The 19,814-nt window shown below is 40.5% G+C and carries 19 protein-coding genes; 18 read left to right on the top strand and 1 reads right to left on the bottom strand.

Going from position 1 to position 19,814, the window contains the following annotated elements:
- From kdpA to IGJ14_RS08540, 5 genes are read left to right on the top strand one after another with little or no spacing between them, the layout of a single operon-like run.
- Entirely contained in the window at positions 1–1,677 is a 1,677-nt protein-coding gene (gene kdpA, locus IGJ14_RS08560; RefSeq protein ID WP_195476315.1) for a potassium-transporting ATPase subunit KdpA, read from the top strand.
- Between the two features lie 15 nt (positions 1,678–1,692).
- Entirely contained in the window at positions 1,693–3,723 is a 2,031-nt protein-coding gene (gene kdpB / locus IGJ14_RS08555; RefSeq protein ID WP_019723986.1) for a potassium-transporting ATPase subunit KdpB, read from the top strand.
- A 34-nt stretch (positions 3,724–3,757) separates the two neighbouring features.
- Positions 3,758–4,279 carry a potassium-transporting ATPase subunit C gene (locus tag IGJ14_RS08550; protein ID WP_019723987.1) on the top strand — a complete coding sequence of 174 codons (522 nt, stop codon included), beginning with the start codon at positions 3,758–3,760 and terminating at the stop codon, positions 4,277–4,279.
- 27 nt (positions 4,280–4,306) lie between these two features.
- On the top strand, positions 4,307–6,931 hold the full coding sequence (locus tag IGJ14_RS08545; RefSeq protein WP_108144939.1) for a sensor histidine kinase: 2,625 nt from the start codon (positions 4,307–4,309) through the stop codon (positions 6,929–6,931).
- Positions 6,909–7,592 (top strand): response regulator transcription factor, encoded by a 684-nt coding sequence (locus IGJ14_RS08540; protein ID WP_019724299.1) that lies wholly within the window; start codon positions 6,909–6,911, stop codon positions 7,590–7,592. Before IGJ14_RS08545 ends, IGJ14_RS08540 begins: the two co-directional genes overlap by 23 nt.
- A gap of 154 nt (positions 7,593–7,746) precedes the next feature.
- Here IGJ14_RS08540 and IGJ14_RS08535 read toward each other — a convergent pair whose 3' ends face one another.
- Positions 7,747–8,703, bottom strand: a complete 957-nt coding sequence (locus IGJ14_RS08535; RefSeq protein WP_019724300.1) for an iron-hydroxamate ABC transporter substrate-binding protein — start codon at positions 8,701–8,703, stop codon at positions 7,747–7,749.
- A gap of 165 nt (positions 8,704–8,868) precedes the next feature.
- On the opposite strand from IGJ14_RS08535, the gene IGJ14_RS08530 reads away from it, so the two are divergent.
- The 13 genes from IGJ14_RS08530 to IGJ14_RS08470 all read left to right on the top strand — a co-directional run bounded on the left by IGJ14_RS08530 (position 8,869) and on the right by IGJ14_RS08470 (position 19,729).
- Positions 8,869–9,669, top strand: coding sequence for an ABC transporter ATP-binding protein (locus tag IGJ14_RS08530; RefSeq protein ID WP_019724301.1), 801 nt, complete (start codon positions 8,869–8,871; stop codon positions 9,667–9,669).
- A complete protein-coding gene (locus IGJ14_RS08525; RefSeq protein WP_108144940.1) occupies positions 9,669–10,658 on the top strand; it encodes a FecCD family ABC transporter permease in 990 nt (329 codons plus the stop codon). The genes IGJ14_RS08530 and IGJ14_RS08525 overlap by 1 nt, the downstream gene beginning before the upstream one ends.
- Positions 10,655–11,659: a FecCD family ABC transporter permease gene (locus tag IGJ14_RS08520; protein ID WP_019724477.1), complete on the top strand. Its 1,005-nt coding sequence runs from the start codon at positions 10,655–10,657 to the stop codon at positions 11,657–11,659. Before IGJ14_RS08525 ends, IGJ14_RS08520 begins: the two co-directional genes overlap by 4 nt.
- A 222-nt stretch (positions 11,660–11,881) precedes the next feature.
- Entirely contained in the window at positions 11,882–12,163 is a 282-nt protein-coding gene (locus IGJ14_RS08515; RefSeq protein WP_019724478.1) for a TIGR04197 family type VII secretion effector, read from the top strand.
- Positions 12,163–12,510: a DUF3958 family protein gene (locus tag IGJ14_RS08510; protein ID WP_019724479.1), complete on the top strand. Its 348-nt coding sequence runs from the start codon at positions 12,163–12,165 to the stop codon at positions 12,508–12,510. The genes IGJ14_RS08515 and IGJ14_RS08510 overlap by 1 nt, the downstream gene beginning before the upstream one ends.
- Positions 12,507–14,018 carry a transposase gene (locus IGJ14_RS08505; RefSeq protein ID WP_430607521.1) on the top strand — a complete coding sequence of 504 codons (1,512 nt, stop codon included), beginning with the start codon at positions 12,507–12,509 and terminating at the stop codon, positions 14,016–14,018. Before IGJ14_RS08510 ends, IGJ14_RS08505 begins: the two co-directional genes overlap by 4 nt.
- Positions 14,018–14,347 (top strand): hypothetical protein, encoded by a 330-nt coding sequence (locus tag IGJ14_RS08500; protein ID WP_430607518.1) that lies wholly within the window; start codon positions 14,018–14,020, stop codon positions 14,345–14,347. Before IGJ14_RS08505 ends, IGJ14_RS08500 begins: the two co-directional genes overlap by 1 nt.
- Before the next feature lie 365 nt (positions 14,348–14,712).
- A complete protein-coding gene (locus tag IGJ14_RS08495) occupies positions 14,713–15,264 on the top strand; it encodes a 5-formyltetrahydrofolate cyclo-ligase (protein ID WP_065096499.1) in 552 nt (183 codons plus the stop codon).
- Between the two features lie 17 nt (positions 15,265–15,281).
- A complete protein-coding gene (locus IGJ14_RS08490) occupies positions 15,282–15,986 on the top strand; it encodes a rhomboid family intramembrane serine protease (RefSeq protein ID WP_430607516.1) in 705 nt (234 codons plus the stop codon).
- Between the two features lie 19 nt (positions 15,987–16,005).
- The gene (locus IGJ14_RS08485; protein WP_010735144.1) at positions 16,006–16,215 is read left to right on the top strand and encodes a YqgQ family protein; all 210 of its coding nucleotides are present in this window, start codon (positions 16,006–16,008) and stop codon (positions 16,213–16,215) included.
- A 2-nt stretch (positions 16,216–16,217) separates the two neighbouring features.
- A complete protein-coding gene (locus IGJ14_RS08480; RefSeq protein ID WP_019723942.1) occupies positions 16,218–17,183 on the top strand; it encodes an ROK family glucokinase in 966 nt (321 codons plus the stop codon).
- Positions 17,184–17,197: 14 nt separating this feature from the next.
- On the top strand, positions 17,198–17,593 hold the full coding sequence (locus IGJ14_RS08475; RefSeq protein WP_010735146.1) for a rhodanese-like domain-containing protein: 396 nt from the start codon (positions 17,198–17,200) through the stop codon (positions 17,591–17,593).
- A 333-nt stretch (positions 17,594–17,926) separates the two neighbouring features.
- Positions 17,927–19,729 (top strand): FAD/NAD(P)-binding protein, encoded by a 1,803-nt coding sequence (locus IGJ14_RS08470; protein ID WP_430607513.1) that lies wholly within the window; start codon positions 17,927–17,929, stop codon positions 19,727–19,729.
- Positions 19,730–19,814: the final 85 nt, after the last annotated feature.

Raw genomic sequence — 19,814 nt, 5'->3', positions numbered from 1 at the left:
ATGATGAGTGCAGTATTTCAAGGGTTGTTTTTCTTTTTTATTCTACTCGTTTTAGCCGCACCTCTTGGGTGGTACATCAAGTTGATCATGACAGGGGAAACACCAAAATATGTACGTTTCATCCAACCAATCGAACGCTTTTTTTATCAATTGATTGGTCCTGAGAGTCAAAAGAAAATGACGGCGAAGCGCTATTTAGCGCATGTGTTGGGTGTTGGAATCTGTTCTTTGCTATTTTTAACCGGATTATTGATGGTCCAAGGTTGGCTTCCTGGTAATAACGGCGTAGAAAATCTGTCATTTGATTTAGCCGTGAATACAGCTGTTAGTTTTGTGACAAATACCAACTGGCAAGCTTACGCAGGAGAAGTGACACTGTCGAATACGACGCAAATGTTTGGTTTGACTGTGCAAAATTTCCTGTCAGCAGCGGTTGGTTTAGCGGTTCTTTGTGCATTGATCCGCGGCATCATCCAAAGGAAATCAAGCCAACTGGGCAATTTTTGGCAAGATCTAGTACGTAGTTTGCTTTACATTTTTTTACCACTTTCATTAATTACTGCTGTACTTCTGATTTCCCAAGGCGTGGTTCAAACGTTTAGTCATGGGATGTCATACACTGGTCTATCTGGAGAATCTTTATGGTTGTATCTAGGACCTGTGGCCAGTCAAGTAGCCATCAAGCAATTAGGAACCAATGGTGGTGGATTTTTTGGTGCAAATTCCGCGCATCCATTTGAGAATCCGACGATCTTTTCTAATTTCATCGAGAATCTCGCCATCTTGTTGATACCTACTGCATTGATTTTTGCTTTCGGCTATTGGGTCAAAGAATGGAAACAAGGTCGAACGATTTTGATCGTTTCGTTTGTTTTTCTTTTTGCAGCTTTTGTAGGTGTAGCAATTAGTGAATATCATGGGCCCGCTTTTACGGATGTACTGGGTTCACTGAATATGGAAGGAAAAGAAGTACGTTTTGGTGTGGGTTGGTCAAGCTTATGGGCTGTTAGCACAACAGCGGCATCGAATGGATCAGTCAATGCAATGTTGGACAGTTTTACGCCTCTCGGTGGTGGTATTCCGCTTTTCTTGATGCAATTAGGGGAGATCATCTTTGGAGGTGTGGGTAGTGGATTATATGGCATGTTGGCATTTCTACTACTGACGGTTTTTATCGCTGGGCTACTTGTCGGTCGTACGCCAGAATATTTAGGCAAGAAAATCGAAGCTTTCGATATCAAGATGGCTAGTTTAGTGATTTTGACGCCAGTATTATTGACGTTGTTTGGTACGATGGCAGTTTCACTGCATCCTGATGTTTTAACTTGGTTGACCAATAAAGGTCCCCATGGATTTAGTGAGTTGCTATATAATGTGACTTCTTTAGCAAATAATAACGGGAGTGCATTTGGTGGGTTGACGGCAGATACACCGTTTCTAAATCTTTTAGGAAGTGTCTTGATGTTGTGCTCTCGCTACATTCCGATCGTTGCTATTTTGTTCTTGGCTGAAAACATGGGAAGGAAGAAAACCATCGCGATCAATGATGGAACACTTTCAACAACGAATGGCACATTCATCTCCATGTTGATGATCGTTATCCTTGTTGTCGGAGCATTGAGCTTTTTACCAGCGTTGGCATTAGGTCCGATCGCTGATCATTTTACCTTAAGTTAGAAGGAGTAAAATCAAATGAAAACTATTTATGTATGGGCAATCAAAGAAGCCTTTGTCAAATTAGACCCAAGACAACAAATCAAAAACCCAGTGATGTTCATGGTCTACATCGGAGCGATCTTAGCGACGATCCTTTGTTTTGAACAAACAACCGTGCCTTTATGGTTTACTATAACGATCACCTCTTTGTTATGGATCACTTTGTTGTTTGCAAATTTTGCCGAAGCAGTGGCAGAAGGTCGCGGAAAAGCGCAGGCAAATAGCTTGAAGCAAGCAAAAAAAGAAGTAGTCACTTATAAGATCAATCGCTTAGAAGACATTGAAAACCAAGAATTTATTGAGATCAAATCTTCTGATCTCAAAAAGGGGGATCTGATTTACGTAGTATCGGGTCAACAAATTCCGGCGGATGGTGATGTAATCGAAGGAGCTGCTTCAGTGGACGAAAGTGCCATTACAGGGGAATCAGCGCCAGTGATCCGTGAATCAGGGGGCGATCGAAGTGCCGTTACTGGTGGGACGACGGTGGTTTCTGATTACTTGGTGATCCGTGTGACATCCGAAAATGGACACTCCTTTTTAGATCAAATGATTTCAATGGTGGAAGGGACACAACGAAAGAAAACCCCGAATGAGATCGGGTTACAAATCTTTTTGATCACTTTAACGATCATCTTTTTAGCGGTCTCTGTTAGTTTAGTTCCTTTTACCGAATTCAGTAGTCAGCTGTCAGGTAAAGGGACGCCGATTGCGACGATCGTTGTCATTGCTTTATTCGTATGTTTAGCGCCAACGACGATCGGTGCATTGATTTCATCGATCGGAATTGCTGGAATGAGTCGGTTAACGAAAGAAAACGTGATTGCAATGAGTGGTCGTGCCATCGAAGCAGCGGGAGATGTTGATGTATTACTGTTAGATAAAACAGGAACGATTACTTTAGGAAATCGTCGGGCAAGTGAGTTTTTACCGGTCAATGGTGTCACAGAACAACAATTAGCTGATGCAGCACAACTTTCATCTTTGGCAGATGAGACGGCAGAAGGCCGCAGTATTGTCATTTTAGCTAAAGAAAAATTTGCTTTGCGGGAACGTATTTTTGAAAAATCTGAAGTGAAGTTCATTGATTTTAGTGCGCAAACCCGCATGAGCGGCATGGATTATCGTGGCGATCAGATCCGTAAAGGTGCCGCAGATACGATCAAGAAATATGTGCAGGCACGTGGTGGACAATATCCAGAAGAATGTGATCACATCGTTGCAAAAGTTGCCCAAGCTGGCGGAACTCCTTTGGTAGTTGTAAAAAATGATCAAGTGATGGGGGTCATTTATCTCAAAGATATTGTAAAAAATGGTGTACAGGAAAACTTCGCAGATATGCGTAAAATGGGGATCAAAACTATCATGATCACAGGAGATAATCCTTTGACAGCAGCGGCGATTGCGGCTGAGGCGGGGGTCGACGACTTTCTCGCAGAAGCAACACCTGAAAATAAAATGGATCTTATTCGTGACTATCAAGAAAAAGGACATCTTGTAGCAATGACAGGTGATGGAACGAATGATGCGCCAGCATTAGCGCAAGCGGATGTGGCAGTGGCGATGAATACAGGGACACAAGCAGCAAAAGAAGCGGGCAATATGATCGATTTAGATTCTAGTCCAACGAAGCTATTGAAGGTCGTACGTATCGGTAAACAATTATTGATGACTAGAGGTGCTTTGACCACGTTTAGTATTGCAAATGACGTCGCAAAATATTTTGCTGTGATCCCAGTCTTGTTTTATGGGATCTATCCCGAATTGGCCCAATTGAATATCATGGCACTAGGTAGTCCTCTTACGGCGATTTTATCGGCTGTTATCTATAATGCAGTGATTATTGTCGCATTGATTCCTTTAGCGTTAAAAGGAGTCAAGTATACAGAAAAACCTGCCAGTCAGATTTTGCGTCATAATCTATTGGTCTATGGATTAGGTGGTTTAATTGCCCCATTCATATTCATCAAACTGATCGATCTCGTTTTGAGCTTTTTCTTAATATAAAAAAAGACATTTTGCAGAAAGAAGGAATTCACCTATGAAAAAGATCCTTAGAGCACAGCTTAGTTTTTTATTCCTCAGCATCCTACTCCTCGGTGGGCTATACACCGTCGCTGTTACTGGTATCGGTCAACTTTTCTTTGCCCATCAAGCCAATGGTAGTCAGGAAGTGGTTTCAGGGAAGGTGGTCGGCTCTTCGTTGATTGGACAATCCTTTCAACAGGAAGCTTATTTTAATGGAAGAGGGCAAGACGTGACCCAACTTTCACCAACCTCATCGGAGCAAAAGAAATTAGTAGAAGATAAAACGAAATTGGCGCAACAAAACGATCAAATTATGGAGATCCCAATCGATCTAGTCACAAACTCTGCAAGTGGTGTCGATCCGCATATCAGCGTGGCTGCTGCACAAAGCCAAGTGACGCGGATCGCCAAAGAGCGGGGGCAAGACGTTGCTAAGATTCGTGCTATAATACAGGAAAAAGCACAGAAGGATTGGTTTTCGGATCGCAGGTTTGTCAACGTGCTTGAATTGAATCTATCACTAGATAATATGTAGGTGGCAGAGGGGTTAGGAGAAACAAAGATGGAAAGACAGGATTTTTCAGAGAGATTAAAGAAGCGTGAAAAAAGCCGTGGACGTCTACGAGTGTATTTTGGTTTCGCAGCAGGAGTCGGTAAGACATACGCGATGTTGGCAGAAACACAGGAGCTTAGCGTACTAGGTAAAGACGTTGTGGTTGGCTACATTGAACCTCACGATCGACCTGATACCAATGAGTTGTTAGAAGGTTTACCGCAGATTCCTTTAAAAGAGCTGACCTATAAAGGGTTGACCTTGAGTGAACCAAACATCGACGCCATCATCAAACGTCAACCAGAAATCGTTTTGATCGATGAGTTAGCCCACAGTAATGCACCAGGATCAAGAAATCGCAAACGGTATCAAGATATTGAAGAATTATTGAATGCGGGCATCAATGTCCATACGACGATCAATGTCCAACATATCGAAAGCTTGAATGATATCGTTGAAGAAGTAACTGGAATCGAAGTAAAAGAAACTGTTCCTGATACGTTTTTCCAACAGGCAACATTGAAGGTCATCGATGTTGAACCAGATGAATTGATCGATCGTTTAACGCAAGGGAAAATCTATGCTGATGAAAATGCGAAGCGCGCATTACAACATTTTTTTATCCCTAAAAAATTGGAACAGTTGCGGGGGCTAGCAATTCAGCGAGCTTCAGATCATATCAATCGTGTGATTGGTAAAACAAATGGTGTCCAAAGCAAATTGATCACGATCGTTCAAGACGCCTTCCCCAAAATGGCTGAGAAAAGCATTCGTTGGACTGCTCGATTAGCTCAAGGGTTGGGGGCGGAATGGATCGTCTTATATATCCGTTCTGATGATCATTTACAAGGAACGAGCGACTTAGCCGAGAAACTTGGGGCAGAAGTCGTGGTGATCGAGGAAGATCATTCATTTGAAACAATCGTCGAATATGCTAAACTGGTCGGTGCAACCGATTTGATCATCGGGAAAAATTTGGCGAAACCATGGTCTGAACGCTTGTTTTCAGAAGAGCTAGATGTTCGCTTGCTTAAACGGTTACCAGAAACTGAGCTTCACTTGATTCCCTATAAAGAAAAACGTTCAACCATCCTTTCCCATTCCAAAGAACTAGTGGAAGGGGGAGGGAAAGATTTTGCGATTTCATTGATCTGTGTATTTGTAGCAACACTTTTGACTGAGGTGATGCAATATCTTCACTTCGGAGAACAAAACTTGATGTTGGTGTACATTTTCTTCATTTTACTCGTTGCTCGTCTGACCTCTGGTTATTTTTGGAGCGCGTTATCTTCTATTTTAAGTGTCTTGGCTTTCAACTGGTTTTTTGTCGAGCCGCTGTATTCCTTGACCGTGTATAAACAAGGCTATCCGATTACTTTAGTCATCATGCTGATCGTTGCACTGATGATCAGCAATTTGATGGTCCGTCTGAAAAAACAAGCTGTCCATGCGAGAGAAAAAGAGCAACAGATGGAAATTCTGTATGAACTGAACAAGCAGTTTGTTTTAGCAGAAGACCAACAACAAATCGTTGATTTGTCTGCGACTTATTTAGGCAGATTATTGGATCGGGAAGTGATTTTCTTTGATCAACATGCCATCAAGTTAAGTCAATATACACCAAAAGATGCACCATTTGTACTAGACCATCCAGAAGAAGCTGCTGTAGCATACTGGACCGCTAAAAATCAAAAGGATTCAGGTTATGGAACGGATACATTAAGTGGCGCAAAGGGTTTTTATTTACCGATTGTCGCAAACGGCAAGACGTTAGCCGTTTTAGGGATTCGTCGCAGTCGTGGGCTTCCGATCGAGGATAGTCAGTTGAACTACTTACGGTTGGTGTTGACCCAACTCGCTGTTATCTTAGAGCAAACAGAGCTTAAGAATGAAAAAGAGCAAATCGAGTTAGAAAATGAGCGTGAAAAAGTCCGCAGTAATCTATTGCGTGCGATTTCCCATGATTTGCGTACACCGCTGACTGCGATTTCAGGGATTGCGGAAACACTCTTGCAGACAGATGAAGAGCTGAAACAAGCAACGCGCCAAAAATTGCTGACCGATATCCAGACAGAATCTCAATGGCTGATTCGCATGGTGGAGAATCTGTTGTCGATCACACGGATCAATATGGATACGATGCAAGTGAAAAAAACAGCAGAACCGATCGAAGAGATCATTGAAGCAGTGTATGAACATGTCGCAAAAGTCTATCCTGACAAAGAATTATTGGTCCATTTACCAGCAGCGGTTTTATTTGTCGAAGTTGACCCTATTTTAATTGAACAAGCGATGTTCAATCTTGTGGAAAATGCGTTTCGCCATGGTTCAACAAAAGGACAAGTAGAGGTCAGCGTATTCCAAGAGGGAGAACAGGTTATTTGTGAAGTGAAAAATGAGGGTGAGATCTCATTGAAGCAATATGAAAAAATCCAGATGAATCTATCCAACGAAGAAGAAGTACCGATCGATTCAAAAAATGGTCTTGGCATTGGCTTAAGTATTGTCAAAACCATCGTCCATGCCCATAATGGTAAATTAGAGATGGCTGTATCAGAAGGAAAAACAGTGGTTCGAATCTATTTGAATAAGAGTGAGGAGGTGACGTTACATGAGGAAAGTACTATTGATTGAAGATGACCCAACGATCACTGATTTTATGGAAGTCGTGTTGGCAAAAGAACACTATCACGTTACGATTGCTACAACAGGCATGGAAGCTTTGAATGTGTTCCAAGAAAATTCCTTTGACTTACTTTTACTCGATTTAGGTTTGCCAGATATTGATGGCATCGAATTATTGAAAATCATTCGTAAACGACTGGCTACACCGTTGATCGTGATCTCTGCTCGAAACAATGAGCACGAAAAAGTCAAAGCCCTCGATCTTGGTGCTGATGATTATGTTACCAAGCCTTTTGGGATGAATGAATTACTTGCTAGGATCAGAACAGCTTTTCGTCATCGTAAACAAGAAGAATTACCTTCAGTCATCACGAATGGGGAATTATCATTGGACACAGAAAGTCAGCTGTTGACCAAAGCAGGAGAACCGATCCATCTCACTAAGAATGAATATCGTATCTTACTCGTGTTATTCCAACATCTCGGAAAAGTCGTCACGTATCGTGTATTAACATCAGAAGTTTGGGGACCTTATGGAACAGATTCCCAAGTGTTGCGAGTGAATATGTCAAACATTCGGAAAAAAATCGAGAAAAATACCATTAGTCCAGAATACTTGATCACTGAGATCGGGGTGGGCTATCGATTACGTGATTACCGGAGTTCTTAGAAATCGACAAACAATTGAACATCGAAAAAAACGACAATCGCCAAATGTTTTTCCATTCTGGTGATTGTCGTTTTTGATGTGATGTTTTTTTGAAGCTGGCGTACTGAAAATATCTTTCATTTACTGCTCAAGCTAAATTGTATTTTTCACTACCTTACTTTAGCTCACCTTTGATATCATCGATCATTTGACGGCTCGCGATGGGTCCATTATATAACCAGCTGGAAGTTGGACCAAATTCGAATACTTGACCCGCTTTGACTGCTTTCAGATTTTGCCATGTGGGTTCATTGAACATCGCTGCTTGTTCATCGCTATTGACTAAGATGATATAGTCAGCGTCTAATTCAGCTAATTTTTCTGATGAAACAGCAGACCAATCAGAAGTGGCTTCTTTTGATACTTCTTCCACTAAAGGTGGGACACCGAATTGTAGATCTTCATAAACGATGCGACCACTTGAACGATTCTCGCTGACCATAAAGGCGGAGTTGTTCGTGACCCATAAGACAGCCGCTGTTTTACCCTCGATCTTATCACTTAATGCTTCTCTTGTTTCTTTCGCATAGTCTTGATAGTCTTGAATGATTTCCTCTGCTTTGTCCTCTTTATTCAATACCTTGCCAATGTCTTGCAACTGTTCTTCCCATGTGACATCTGTACCGTTCTTAACAACATAGGTTGGAGCAATTTTACTATATTGCTCGTATTTTCCACCTTCAACAGTAGCAGAAGAAGAAATCAATAATAAATCAGGTTCAAAACTTAACACATTTTCATAGGGTAGATCATAGGAGATAGTTGGGATATCTTTCAGATCATCTTGTAAATAATCTTGGATCGAACCACTGCCGACGGTCCATTGAGCAACTGGGGTTTCACCTAATGCCACAAGGTAATCCTCTAGATAACTGCCGATGATCCGTTTTGGTTGGTTCGGGACCTCAACCGAATGGCCTAATGTATCTGTCACGGTATGGGTACCATTATCAGCAGTAGTTGTTGAAGTAGCTGTTTCTTCGGTCGTTGATGTGCTAGGTGAGCAAGCACTAAGTAATCCCACCAAAAGTAATGCGCTAGAGATTGTGAATAGTTTATTTTTAAGTCTCATGTCTTTCCTCCAAATGTAATTGAGAACGTTTCTCAATTGCTATTATTCCCCAATAAAAGGGCGCTGTCAACTCTTTTTACTAGCGGGAACGACGAAATTTGTGCTTGACGAATTTGTGAAGTACCGTCATAATTGAGAATGATTTTCAATGAGAGGGGGAAGTATATGTCTAGATTAAATGCAGTGGAAATTACTACCGGTTACCCCAACAAAACGATAATTGAAAATTTGTCTGTCGCCATACCTGAAGGGAAAATCACCAGTTTGATTGGTCCTAACGGTAGTGGTAAGTCTACATTATTAAAAAGTTTTACCCGCATACTTCCTGTAAAAAACGGCAAAATATTAGTCAATGATCGTGACTTGACGACCTATCATTCAAAAGAATTAGCGCGGAAACTTGCCTTACTAGCCCAAACGAGTGAATACCCATTAGGAATGACAGTTGAAGAAGTCGTTTCTTACGGTAGATATCCTTATCAAAAACTATTCAGTGGCATGGATGATCAAGATCTACAAGCCATTGAGTGGGCGCTGACAGCGACGGATCTGATCTCGTTAAAAGATCGAGACTTAGCGAGTTTATCCGGAGGACAAGCCCAACGTGTCTGGATCGCGATGGCGTTAGCTCAAGAAGCGGATATCTTGATTCTTGATGAACCAACGACTTTTTTAGATCCTGCGCATCAACTGGAGATCTTAGATCTGTTGAAAGAAATCAACCGAATGAAAAAAACAACGATTTTGATGTCGATCCATGACATCAATCATGCCTCCCGCTTTTCCGATTATTTAGTCGCAATGAAAGACGGGCGATTAGTCGTCAACGGGACCCCAGAACAAGTCATCACGAAAGAATGGATGAGAGAGATTTTTGAGATCGAAGCACAAATCGTTCAATTACCTGAAACAAACAAACCTGTCTTTTTGACATATGATCTCATCAAGAAACCGGAGGGAAAATGATGAGGAAAGGGAAAAAAATAAATATCCTATGGCTGCTTCTGTTATTGGCAATCCTTGTCTTCTTTTTTGCTTTATATAATGGTGCTTCTACAGTCAAAGGTAATGAAGTTTGGCAGGCGTTGTTCCAGTTCGATCCAACTGATCAAGCCCAGCAGATCATTCGTAATATCCGTCTGCCTCGGGTCATCGGAGCATTTATCGTGGGTAGCTGTTTCGCCCTCAGTGGTGCTTTGATGCAAGGGGTAACGCGGAACAACTTGGCAGATTCAGGATTGTTAGGGATCAATGCTGGCGCGTCGTTAGCCATGGCATTTAGCTTTGCTTTTTTACCTAAAGCTTCGCCGTTTTCAATTTTTCTGCTTTCATTACTTGGTTCGTTGATCGTGACGATGACAGTACTAGGTTTCTTTAGTTTTTCAAAAATCGGACTTAGCACCATGCAAATGATTTTAGCAGGTGTGGCGATCAGTTCTTTTTTTACGGCAATCAGCCAAGCACTGACCCAACTATTTAATCTACAACAAGATTTGACTTTTTGGTTTGTTGGCGGTGCGGCTAATATTACTTGGCAACAGTTGTTCGTTCTTTCTCCCATCTATCTAGTGGCAGTTATTGGCTCTTTTCTATTAGGGAAGTCGATTTCCTTGATCCATTTGAGCGAATCCCATGCGATTGCATTAGGAGGACATCCACAGCGCACACGGGTCTTGGTTTTCATCTTTGTTTCGATCTTGGCGGCGCTAGCTGTTTCTTTAGTAGGGCCCGTTTCCTTTATTGGCTTGATGGTCCCACCTGTTGTTCGTGGCTTTGTCGGTACGGATTATCGTTACGTCTTGCCAGCTTCGTTTATCGCTGGAGGGATCTTAGTCATGTTAGCAGACTTTGTGGCACGCATGATCAATCCACCATTTGAAACACCCTTTGGCTTAGTCATCTCCTTGATCGGTGTCCCTTTCTTATTGGTACAAGTCAGGAGGGAACGCGTGTGAAAAAAATATATTGGGGGATTGGCCTGTTACTATTTTCATGGCTTGTGACTGCGGGAATCAGTTTAATGATCGGTACACCGTTTCTTTATATTGACCAATTGATCGATGTCGCACTTGGTAGAGGAACACAGATCCAACAATTGGTTCTGACAGAATTTCGCTTGCCACGCCTATTGATCAGTTTATTCGCAGGTACCTGTCTAGGAATCGCAGGCTATCTTTTGCAAGGAGTAACTAGAAACCCATTAGCTGATTCAAGTATTTTAGGTATCAACTCCGGCGCAGGATTTTTTGTGATGTTATACTTAGGTTTTTTTACTAGCCATGCGTCACCTTTCTTGTTGCTTTTCGTTGCCTTTCTAGGCGGCACGCTTGCTGCATGTCTAGTCTATTTTGTTGCCTATCAGCGTTCTGGACAAGTAGCGATGAATCGCTTGCTCCTTTCAGGTATCGCTGTGAATGCGGGCTTTTCTGCGGCAATGCTATTAAGTACGATAAAAATCTCAAAAGAAAATTATGGCTTTGTGAACGCTTGGTTAGCAGGTTCGATCTGGGGGGCTAGTTGGCCTTATGTCACTGCCTTTTTGCCATGGGTACTTATTCTGATCCCTTTAGCGTTTTTCTATAGTCGCAGGATCGGTCTTTTATCCTTTGGACCAGAACGTGCGCAAAGCTTAGGATTGAATGTGTCACGAAGTCAGTCGATTATACTACTGCTTGCTGTAGGCTTAGCCTGTGGCAGTGTTGCTGTGGCAGGTAGTTTGTCCTTTGTAGGCTTACTCGCACCACATGCTGCCAAAATCATTGTACGTAAAGAAAATCAGTGGACCCTCCTTTTTAGTGGTTTGTTCGGAGGATTATTTGTCAACATTGCTGATATTCTTGCGCGCGTCATTTTGCCAGATGGAGAAGTACCTACAGGAATTCTGATTGCTGTCTTGGGCGCGCCGTATTTTCTTTATTTATTATTTTACATTCAAAAGAAACAACTATCCGTATAAGATAAGAGCAGAATGTTGGAATCAGTTTGGATAGCATAGAGGAACACTGAAGGAGATTTTTCCTTCAGTGTTTTTTAGTCCATTGAGAAATACCTTTAACAACCAGATAAGAAATAAAGTAACAAGACCTATCTAATACAATTCTCATCCAACAAAAGGTTATGTATTGTTATAATGAATATGTAAGCGTTCTATCTAAACATTGTGATAAAGGAGGAAGTTATGGTCACATTCAGCAGTAATTCTCAACAAACCCAACAGTCCACTTCAAGAATCACCAGTGCAACAACCCCTTTAAACCAAGCATCATCGATTCAAAATGACACACGTACCACGCTAATTGGCAATCAAGACATTCAAAGTAGTTTTACATCCGCCAAAAACTCAGCCAGCCAAATCGCTTCAGCCATTTCAGGCGCTGCTAATCAATTGCAAACTGTTGCTCAAGGATTTTCTACACTAGACACTCAGTTAAGTCGAGATCTTTTTAAGGAGAGACGCTAATGAATCAATGGACAAATCTTGATACCGAGGAAACGTTGCTGCAAGCAAAAAGAGAAGAACAGGCAAAGAAAATGAAACAACTTGATGCCTGCCGTTCAGATTACCAGAATCACTTTAAAGAAATCGGAAACTTCTTATTTCGATTACAATTGTCTTACCAGAAGTCGAATACCTCTAAATCTATCGAAATATTCACCACAGAATTTTCACAACAAAGTAGGCGATTGATGAATGGCTTTGATGAATGTCAACACCACGAAATGCTCCAACAGCAAAGCATCACACAAAAGCTTGATGAGATTGCCTTTGAGAAAAGAAAAATTTTGTTGGAGGATCAAAACACATGAGTATTGATATGTATCTTTCGGATTCCTTAGCCCAAGCCACGAGCGCCAGTCACTTCTGCCAAAAACAAGTCACTGATTACCAAAATCTCCAACAAGCCATCACTCAATTCACTTTACAAACGCCCAATCTCCAAGGAAAAACCTACGACGCTGCGAAAGCCTATTTTTCTCAAATACTTTACCCACTCGTCCAAGGAGGAATCTTACTCTCCGAAGCGGTCGAAAAAGCAGCGAAACGATTTCCACAGGAATACATAAATCAAGTTGATTCCATCAGCTTGAAACAATCCGAATTAGAAGCGCAAATTCGTCAAATGAATCAATATATCACCCAAGCCGAGGGGATACGGCAGTTGCTTCTTTCACCTCATATGCCGGAAGAACACCAAGGGTTTCAACTCAATCAGAATACGTTGTTACTCACGATGTATCATGACTTGAAACACAAGCTGGAAGAAAAACTCCAAAAACTCTTAGCTTACAACCAAAGCTCCGCGCAATTTTTTACAGAAATCAAAAGTCTCGAACAAGCAGTCAATCAAGGCCTTGCTCAAACGAAAACTGCTTGGAATAGCCAAACGAAGACATTCTCTATGCCGAAAGATTTGTCCTGGACAACTACGATCCAAGACAAATGGCAACAAGCAGACAACGAGAAAAAAGGTATCGATCCAACTAAAAACAAAGAACTAGAAAAGTACAACGTCTATGCTCTCATTATTCACGATAGCGAGGGCAACCCACGTGTCTTTTGGAAAATCGAAGACAAGCAATCAGGCTACGGCATCGTGAACCCCGAGCTGTATCAATATGTCACGAAAGTAGGTCACTACTTAGAACCTGAACTGATCCAGTTCATGACGTATGATACTTACCAAGAGAAAGTCAATGCGGCTTGGCGCCAAGGTGTTAATTACGAAACCGGTGAAAAACTAGACCCACTCTTAGGCAGTATCGTCTCTACCTCGCAATACGTTAAAGACGGCTACACATGGATCAACGAATCTGAACTCGGTCAAGCCCTGATGGGTTTAGGCTTTACATATGCGTCGTATAAAGTATTGACGACTACTGGTGTGAAGCAGGTGGAGAGTGGTAAGATTGAGGAGGTGGGTAATCCTAAAGAAATTAATATTCATGGAAAACTAAATACGGAATTAGATGAAATTGATTTAATTAACAAGGTTATTTATGAAGATAAATCTGCTTCTAAGCTATATATGGAAAAGCCTGATTTTCCTCAAACTGAAAAGCAGTGGGCTTATAAACATATATTTAAAAAAGGTTCTAATAGACTGGATGCGCTAAATCAAACTGAAATTAGTATATCTGGTATAGACAGTAGTTTAGTTTCTTCCATGGATGAGATTAAAAATATTAAAGATTATACATTTAGGATTGATACAGATACTCCAGCTTTGCGTGAAGCTGTTCAAGAACAAATTAATAATCTTAAAACAAAGTATCCAGACTATAATTTTAATGTAACATATGGAGGTGAAAAATAATGTCAGTAGGATTATTTAAATATAATGGGGATATCTATGAGGAAAACTCTGAAGTTATATTAAGTGAAAACATATCCTCACAATCATTTTATGAAAGGTATTGGGAAAAAGCTATAGAAGAGTTAGGCATCAAATATATACAAGATGGCTCGGAATTTGATAATACAAAATTAGAAGTTGTCATGGAAGAATTAGATTTATTGAAGAAATGGGCGACAGCAAATCTTCAGGGAGAAGAGAAAGAATACATGACCGCTAGGATTGAGAATTTAGAAGAAGTCATTCCAAAATCTTTCATTTCAAACAAAGATATATTATATATTTTTTAAAAATGAAAAAAGTAAACTAAGGTTTAATAGAAATGGAGTTGTTAAGATTTAACACATTTAAATACTTGAAAATACTCAATTCATAAGTAATGAAGTTGAAACTGAATAGGAAACATAGTTAATAAAAAACATTCACATTATTAGTCAAAACTAATTTGTGAATGTTTTTTGTGGAATTTGATGGCAATAACTACATGACGTAGTCGCGGGTTACACATGGTTCAACGAATGTAAAACCAGTACAGCTATGATAAATCGATGCCCTAACTAAAATTAGATAGAACAAATGCAAAAATCTAAAAAGTTAAATTGCTATTTTCTCCGTTTTCCGCTACCATTTTAACAGAAGGTAGGCAGGTGATTATTTGGGACACGAAAAGCAGAAAAAAGAACAGCTCCGTCAATTTGGCATTAACGAACTTAAAAAAATTGCTGCAAGTGGTTATAAAAAAGAAAAAGAACAAAAAATCTATAAGCAATTGTTTGCAACCGAGTATTGGAAGCAGGCGCAAGTCATCGGTATAACTCTTTCAAATGAATTTGAAATAGATACACGACCGTTGATCGAACAAGCGAGAGCCTCAGGGAAAATCGTTGTAATCCCTAAGACATTGCCGAAACGTCAAATGGCATTTTATGAGTTCTCTGAGAACACAGTTTTAGAACGTTCAAGTTTTGGTGTGTTAGAACCTGTTTCAACGCATCTTTATGAGGCAACGATGATCGATTTATTGATCGTCCCAGGAATCATCTTTCATCCAGATGGGTACAGAATCGGTTTTGGTGGAGGGTATTATGATCGCTATCTGAAAGAGTATCCGCATCAAACGTGTAGCTTGACTTTCAAAGAGATGATTCATAATGATTGGGAACCAGAAGACTTTGATAAGAAAATCCAACATTTATTGAACGACTAAAAAATAAGGGGGTATATATGAAAGTAAATCGGCAGCAACAATTCAAATTAAAATCTTGGCTCGATGGGCCATTTTTAACACAGATTTTTTTAGTGATCCAAACAATCGTCTTTTTCGCAATGGAGGTATTACCTGGTAATAGCGTGGCTTTTGAACTAGGCATGTCTGGCCAGCATATTGCCTACTTACATGAATGGTGGCGTTTGATCACACCAATATTTATTCATTTTGGGATGATGCATTTTGTATTGAACTCTGTCGTCTTGTATTTTATGGGTTCACAAATCGAAACGGTATACGGTCATTGGCGCTTTTTCTTGATTTATTTACTTAGTGGTATCATGGGAAATGTGACCAGTTTTGCCTTCAATGAAATGAACGTATTGTCTGGTGGGGCGAGTACATCGCTTTTTGGTTTATTTGGCGCGTTATTTGTTCTAGGTGTTCATTACAAAAATGATTATGTGGTGAAACAGCTGGTACGCCGTTACATGATATTCATTGTTTTTTCTTTTATATTCGGTATATCAGATACCTCAGTGGATATTTGGGGACATGTTGGTGGCTTGATCGGAGGTTTCTTGATAGGGAATCTATTAGGATTACCAAATCGATCCAGTGATTACTCGATCCATCATCGTATTTTATCGTCGATCGTTTTTCTCTTTCTTTTTATAATATGTGTTTTAGTGGGTTTAAAAAATTATGGAATACTTGTATAATGTGAAGGAAGTGCTTTAAATGGAAAGCTTATACGACGTACAACAGCTATTCAAGAGATTTGGTATCTTTATTTATGTGGGAGCACGGATTTATGATATTGAATTGATGACGATCGAATTACGTAAGCTTTATGATAATCATTTGATCGATCACGAAACATATATGACTGCGTGGCACATCTTAAAAAGAGAACACCGAATCGAAGAGAGCAGAAAGAAAGGAATTTGATCATGGACAAAAAAATTATTGGGATTGATTTAGGTGGAACAACAGCAAAATTTGCGATCTTGACACCTGACGGAGAAATTCAACAGAAATGGAGTATCGATACCAATATTTTGGATGATGGCAAACACATTATTCCTGAAATCATTGAATCTATCAATCATCGTCTGAACTTATACGGTATGAAAGCGGAAGATTTCATCGGTATCGGTATGGGGACACCAGGGACAGTCGACAGCGAAGCTGGTACAGTGATTGGTGCGTACAATTTAAACTGGCGCGAGCTTCAATTTGTCAAAAAAATGATTGAAGAAGGAACGGGCATCAAATTTGCCATCGATAATGACGCCAATGTCGCAGCACTAGGCGAACGTTGGAAAGGTGCAGGCGAAAATGATCCTGATGTCGTATTCATCACTCTAGGTACAGGTGTTGGTGGCGGTATCGTGGCGGATGGTCATTTACTTCATGGTGTGACTGGAGCCGCTGGAGAAGTAGGACACATTACGATCGATCCAAATGGATTCGAATGTACTTGTGGCAAACGTGGCTGTTTAGAAACTGTCTCAAGTGCGACAGGTGTCGTTCGAGTGGCCCGTCATTTAGCAGAAGAATACGCTGGCGATTCAAGATTGAAAGCGATGCTTGATAATGGTGAAGAAGTAACAAGTAAAGATGTTTTTGAATTAGCAGAAGCAGATGATCCATTTGGTTTGATGGTGGTCGATCGTGTCTGTCTATATCTAGGACTAGCTTGCGGGAATTTAGGAAACACGTTGAATCCATCAAGTATTGTCATCGGTGGTGGCGTGTCAGCTGCTGGAGAATTCTTACGCAGTCGTGTGGAGAAATATTTCAAAGAATTTACTTTCCCACAAGTAAGAGAATCAACAAAAATCAAATTAGCTGAATTAGGAAATGAAGCAGGCGTTATCGGTGCTGCCTCATTAGCCTTGAAATATGCTGAATAAAGTGGAGGCACGACATGGTTTTATGGATTATTAACATCATTTTATTACTGATCATCTTAGCAATCGTATTTTGGGAAGTTTACTTACGAGTAATGGCTAAACGTTCTGCAACAATGCTTGAAGAAGAAGAATTTCGTGAAGGAATGCGTCGTGCACAAGTCATCGATGTTCGTGAAAAAGATGTCTTTGATGCGGGTCATATTTTAGGCGCTAGAAATATTCCTTATACAGTACTAAAAAATTCACTTGGTTCGATTCGTAAAGACCAACCGGTTTATATTTATGATCAAAAGAAAAGTTTGAGTATTCGTACAGCTAACCAACTGCGTAAAGCAGGCTACCAAGATATCTATATCTTAAAAGGCGGCTATGATGGTTGGTCAGGTAAAATCAAAAGTAAAAAAATCTAACGAGGAGTCTTGTACTTCTTATGTTACCTTAGTAGCAACAAGAATAAGAGCGGTTATTCGCTCTTTTTTCTTGTTGTTTTTTCTTATTGCAGAAAAATTATGCTATGATGGAATGAGAGAATATGACAAAGGTAGTCAGCACCAAGTATTTTTCTAAATTCGTTTTTTTGATTTACGGATGTTATTTGGAAATCAGTTAGTCACAAAATGAAAAATATGAAGAACTATTGCTCCTTAGTGAGTTAGCCAAGTAAATCATTGTAGCGCGTATTGAGTGAAATCAAGAGAAAAGATGCGTGACAATCAAGCAAATACATATAGGTAGGTGGATAGATGAGAATTGGGATCATCGGGGCAGGACCTCGTGGACTTAGCATGTTAGAGCGTTTACTCTATAATCAACAACAAGAAGATATTGAGATCCTCCTTTTTGATCCAAGTGGGATCGGTGGCAAGGTTTGGCGAGTCGATCAGCCAAAAGAAGTACTCATGAATTCATTGGCGTCACAAGTGACGATGTTTACGGACGAGACATTAAGTAGTGGAGGCGTGGTCGCTAACGGAGTGAATCTTTATCAATGGGCGAAAGAATTTGCCCCTTCTTATCTTAGTCAGACAACTATCAAAGAAAAAGAAGCGTTTTTGTGTGAAGCAGCTAATTTATTAGACAACCAACCAACAAGTCGTCGCTTCTTTGGCGTCTATCTCCAATGGTTTTATGCGCGTCTACAAGAACGATTTTCTGATCGTTTCGATTATATACAAGAATTAGTCATCGAAGCCACCAAGAAAGAGAAACAATTCATTCTGCGAACTAAAGAAGAAGCCTATGTGGTGGATCAACTGATCTTAGCAACGGGTCATTGGGAACATGAACAAACGTCAGAAGAAAGCCAATTAAGTAAGTATGCGGCTGAGCATCACTTATTTTACCAAGGACCAGCTAATCCAGCAGATGTTGATTTATCGATGATCCCTGCCCAAGAGTCGGTATTTATTCGAGGGTTAGGACTATGCTTTTTTGATTATATCGGTTTGTTGACACAACAACGAGGCGGTCGCTTTGAAGAATTGGAAGGTCGATTAGTTTATCGTCCGTCTGGAGAAGAGCCAGTCGTCTATTGCGGCTCTCGGCGAGGCTTACCTTATTATCCCCACGGACGAAACCAGAAAAAAGTTGGTGAAGTGGCACAACCAGTCATTCTGACGCAAGAACGATTAAATATGTATTATCGTACTAAAAAACTGACTGGGGAGGATTTTTTTACTGACTTAAAAAAAGATCTCGAATTGTTTTATTATAAAAAAGTGATCGAGGAACATGGGTTGTCGATTGCTCTCAGCGAATTTCAAGAAGTCTTTCTTGGGGCTACAGAAAAGGAATGGCTGCGAAAATATCCTGAATTATCAAGCCACTTGTGGTCATGGGACTTACTGGATCACTTGACCGACCACACGTTGCCGTATCAACAAATGAGTCGGAGGTATATCGAAGATCAAATCAATGAAGCGTTAAAAGGCAATGTGAGCGGTCCATTGATTGCGACGTTGGATGCATTGAAAGATTGGCGAAATATCGTGCATCAAGTAATGCTATGGGAAGTTTTTTCTGCAAAAGAATATAAAGAAATATTGTGGCAATGGTTCAATACGTTTGATGCGTTTTTTACTATTGGTCCGCCTTTACGAAGAACGCAGGAATTAGCAGCATTAATCGATGCAGAAATTTTCCATTTGGTGGAACCTCCTTTTACTGTTGTAGGAAAGGACAAGAGATTTCACCTGGAACCAGGAGGGCTTACAAGTAGCTATCTAATTGAGGCACGATTACCAAAAAATGACTTACGAACAACAAGAAATCCAGCCCTGATCAGTCTACGTGATGCCCAGATCCTTCAGCCATTCCAGTTGCATGATCCAAGTGGCGATTTCGTTTCTGGTGCGGTATCAATTGAACGAGAAAATTCACGTGTGATCGATGCCCATGGAGAAGTACAAAACAATTTGTATTGTATCGGCATCCCAACTGAAGGGGTAGAATGGTTAACAGCCTCCGTTCCGAGACCCCATGTCGATTTTTGGAATCTTAGACAAATTGATCGTATCGCACAACTGATTTTAGCAGAAAAATCATAAAAAGAACGTTCTTTTTGAATAGCATGAGGGAGATAGAGGAAATACAACTGTGCTATTTGTCAGCTCCCATTTCTATCGTAACTTA

Source organism: Enterococcus sp. DIV1304_2, assembly GCF_050555445.1.
GTDB classification, from domain to species: domain Bacteria; phylum Bacillota; class Bacilli; order Lactobacillales; family Enterococcaceae; genus Enterococcus_B; species Enterococcus_B pernyi.
The sequence above is the reverse complement of the archived record's forward strand: the minus strand, read 5'-3'. Positions and strand labels throughout refer to the sequence as shown.

Bases quoted from the DNA above. Each gene is read 5' to 3' on its own strand.
- kdpA (WP_195476315.1), top strand. From the start codon at position 1: ATGATGAGTGCAGTATTTCAAGGGTTGTTTTTCTTTTTTATTCTACTC.
- kdpB (WP_019723986.1), top strand. From the start codon at position 1,693: ATGAAAACTATTTATGTATGGGCAATCAAAGAAGCCTTTGTCAAATTA.
- IGJ14_RS08505 (WP_430607521.1), top strand. From the start codon at position 12,507: ATGAGTATTGATATGTATCTTTCGGATTCCTTAGCCCAAGCCACGAGC.
- IGJ14_RS08485 (WP_010735144.1), top strand. From the start codon at position 16,006: ATGGAAAGCTTATACGACGTACAACAGCTATTCAAGAGATTTGGTATC.
- IGJ14_RS08540 (WP_019724299.1), top strand. From the start codon at position 6,909: ATGAGGAAAGTACTATTGATTGAAGATGACCCAACGATCACTGATTTT.
- IGJ14_RS08470 (WP_430607513.1), top strand. From the start codon at position 17,927: ATGAGAATTGGGATCATCGGGGCAGGACCTCGTGGACTTAGCATGTTA.
- IGJ14_RS08530 (WP_019724301.1), top strand. From the start codon at position 8,869: ATGTCTAGATTAAATGCAGTGGAAATTACTACCGGTTACCCCAACAAA.
- IGJ14_RS08500 (WP_430607518.1), top strand. From the start codon at position 14,018: ATGTCAGTAGGATTATTTAAATATAATGGGGATATCTATGAGGAAAAC.
- IGJ14_RS08510 (WP_019724479.1), top strand. From the start codon at position 12,163: ATGAATCAATGGACAAATCTTGATACCGAGGAAACGTTGCTGCAAGCA.
- IGJ14_RS08535 (WP_019724300.1), bottom strand. From the start codon at position 8,703: ATGAGACTTAAAAATAAACTATTCACAATCTCTAGCGCATTACTTTTG.
- IGJ14_RS08515 (WP_019724478.1), top strand. From the start codon at position 11,882: ATGGTCACATTCAGCAGTAATTCTCAACAAACCCAACAGTCCACTTCA.
- IGJ14_RS08550 (WP_019723987.1), top strand. From the start codon at position 3,758: ATGAAAAAGATCCTTAGAGCACAGCTTAGTTTTTTATTCCTCAGCATC.
- IGJ14_RS08480 (WP_019723942.1), top strand. From the start codon at position 16,218: ATGGACAAAAAAATTATTGGGATTGATTTAGGTGGAACAACAGCAAAA.
- IGJ14_RS08545 (WP_108144939.1), top strand. From the start codon at position 4,307: ATGGAAAGACAGGATTTTTCAGAGAGATTAAAGAAGCGTGAAAAAAGC.
- IGJ14_RS08525 (WP_108144940.1), top strand. From the start codon at position 9,669: ATGAGGAAAGGGAAAAAAATAAATATCCTATGGCTGCTTCTGTTATTG.
- IGJ14_RS08490 (WP_430607516.1), top strand. From the start codon at position 15,282: ATGAAAGTAAATCGGCAGCAACAATTCAAATTAAAATCTTGGCTCGAT.
- IGJ14_RS08475 (WP_010735146.1), top strand. From the start codon at position 17,198: ATGGTTTTATGGATTATTAACATCATTTTATTACTGATCATCTTAGCA.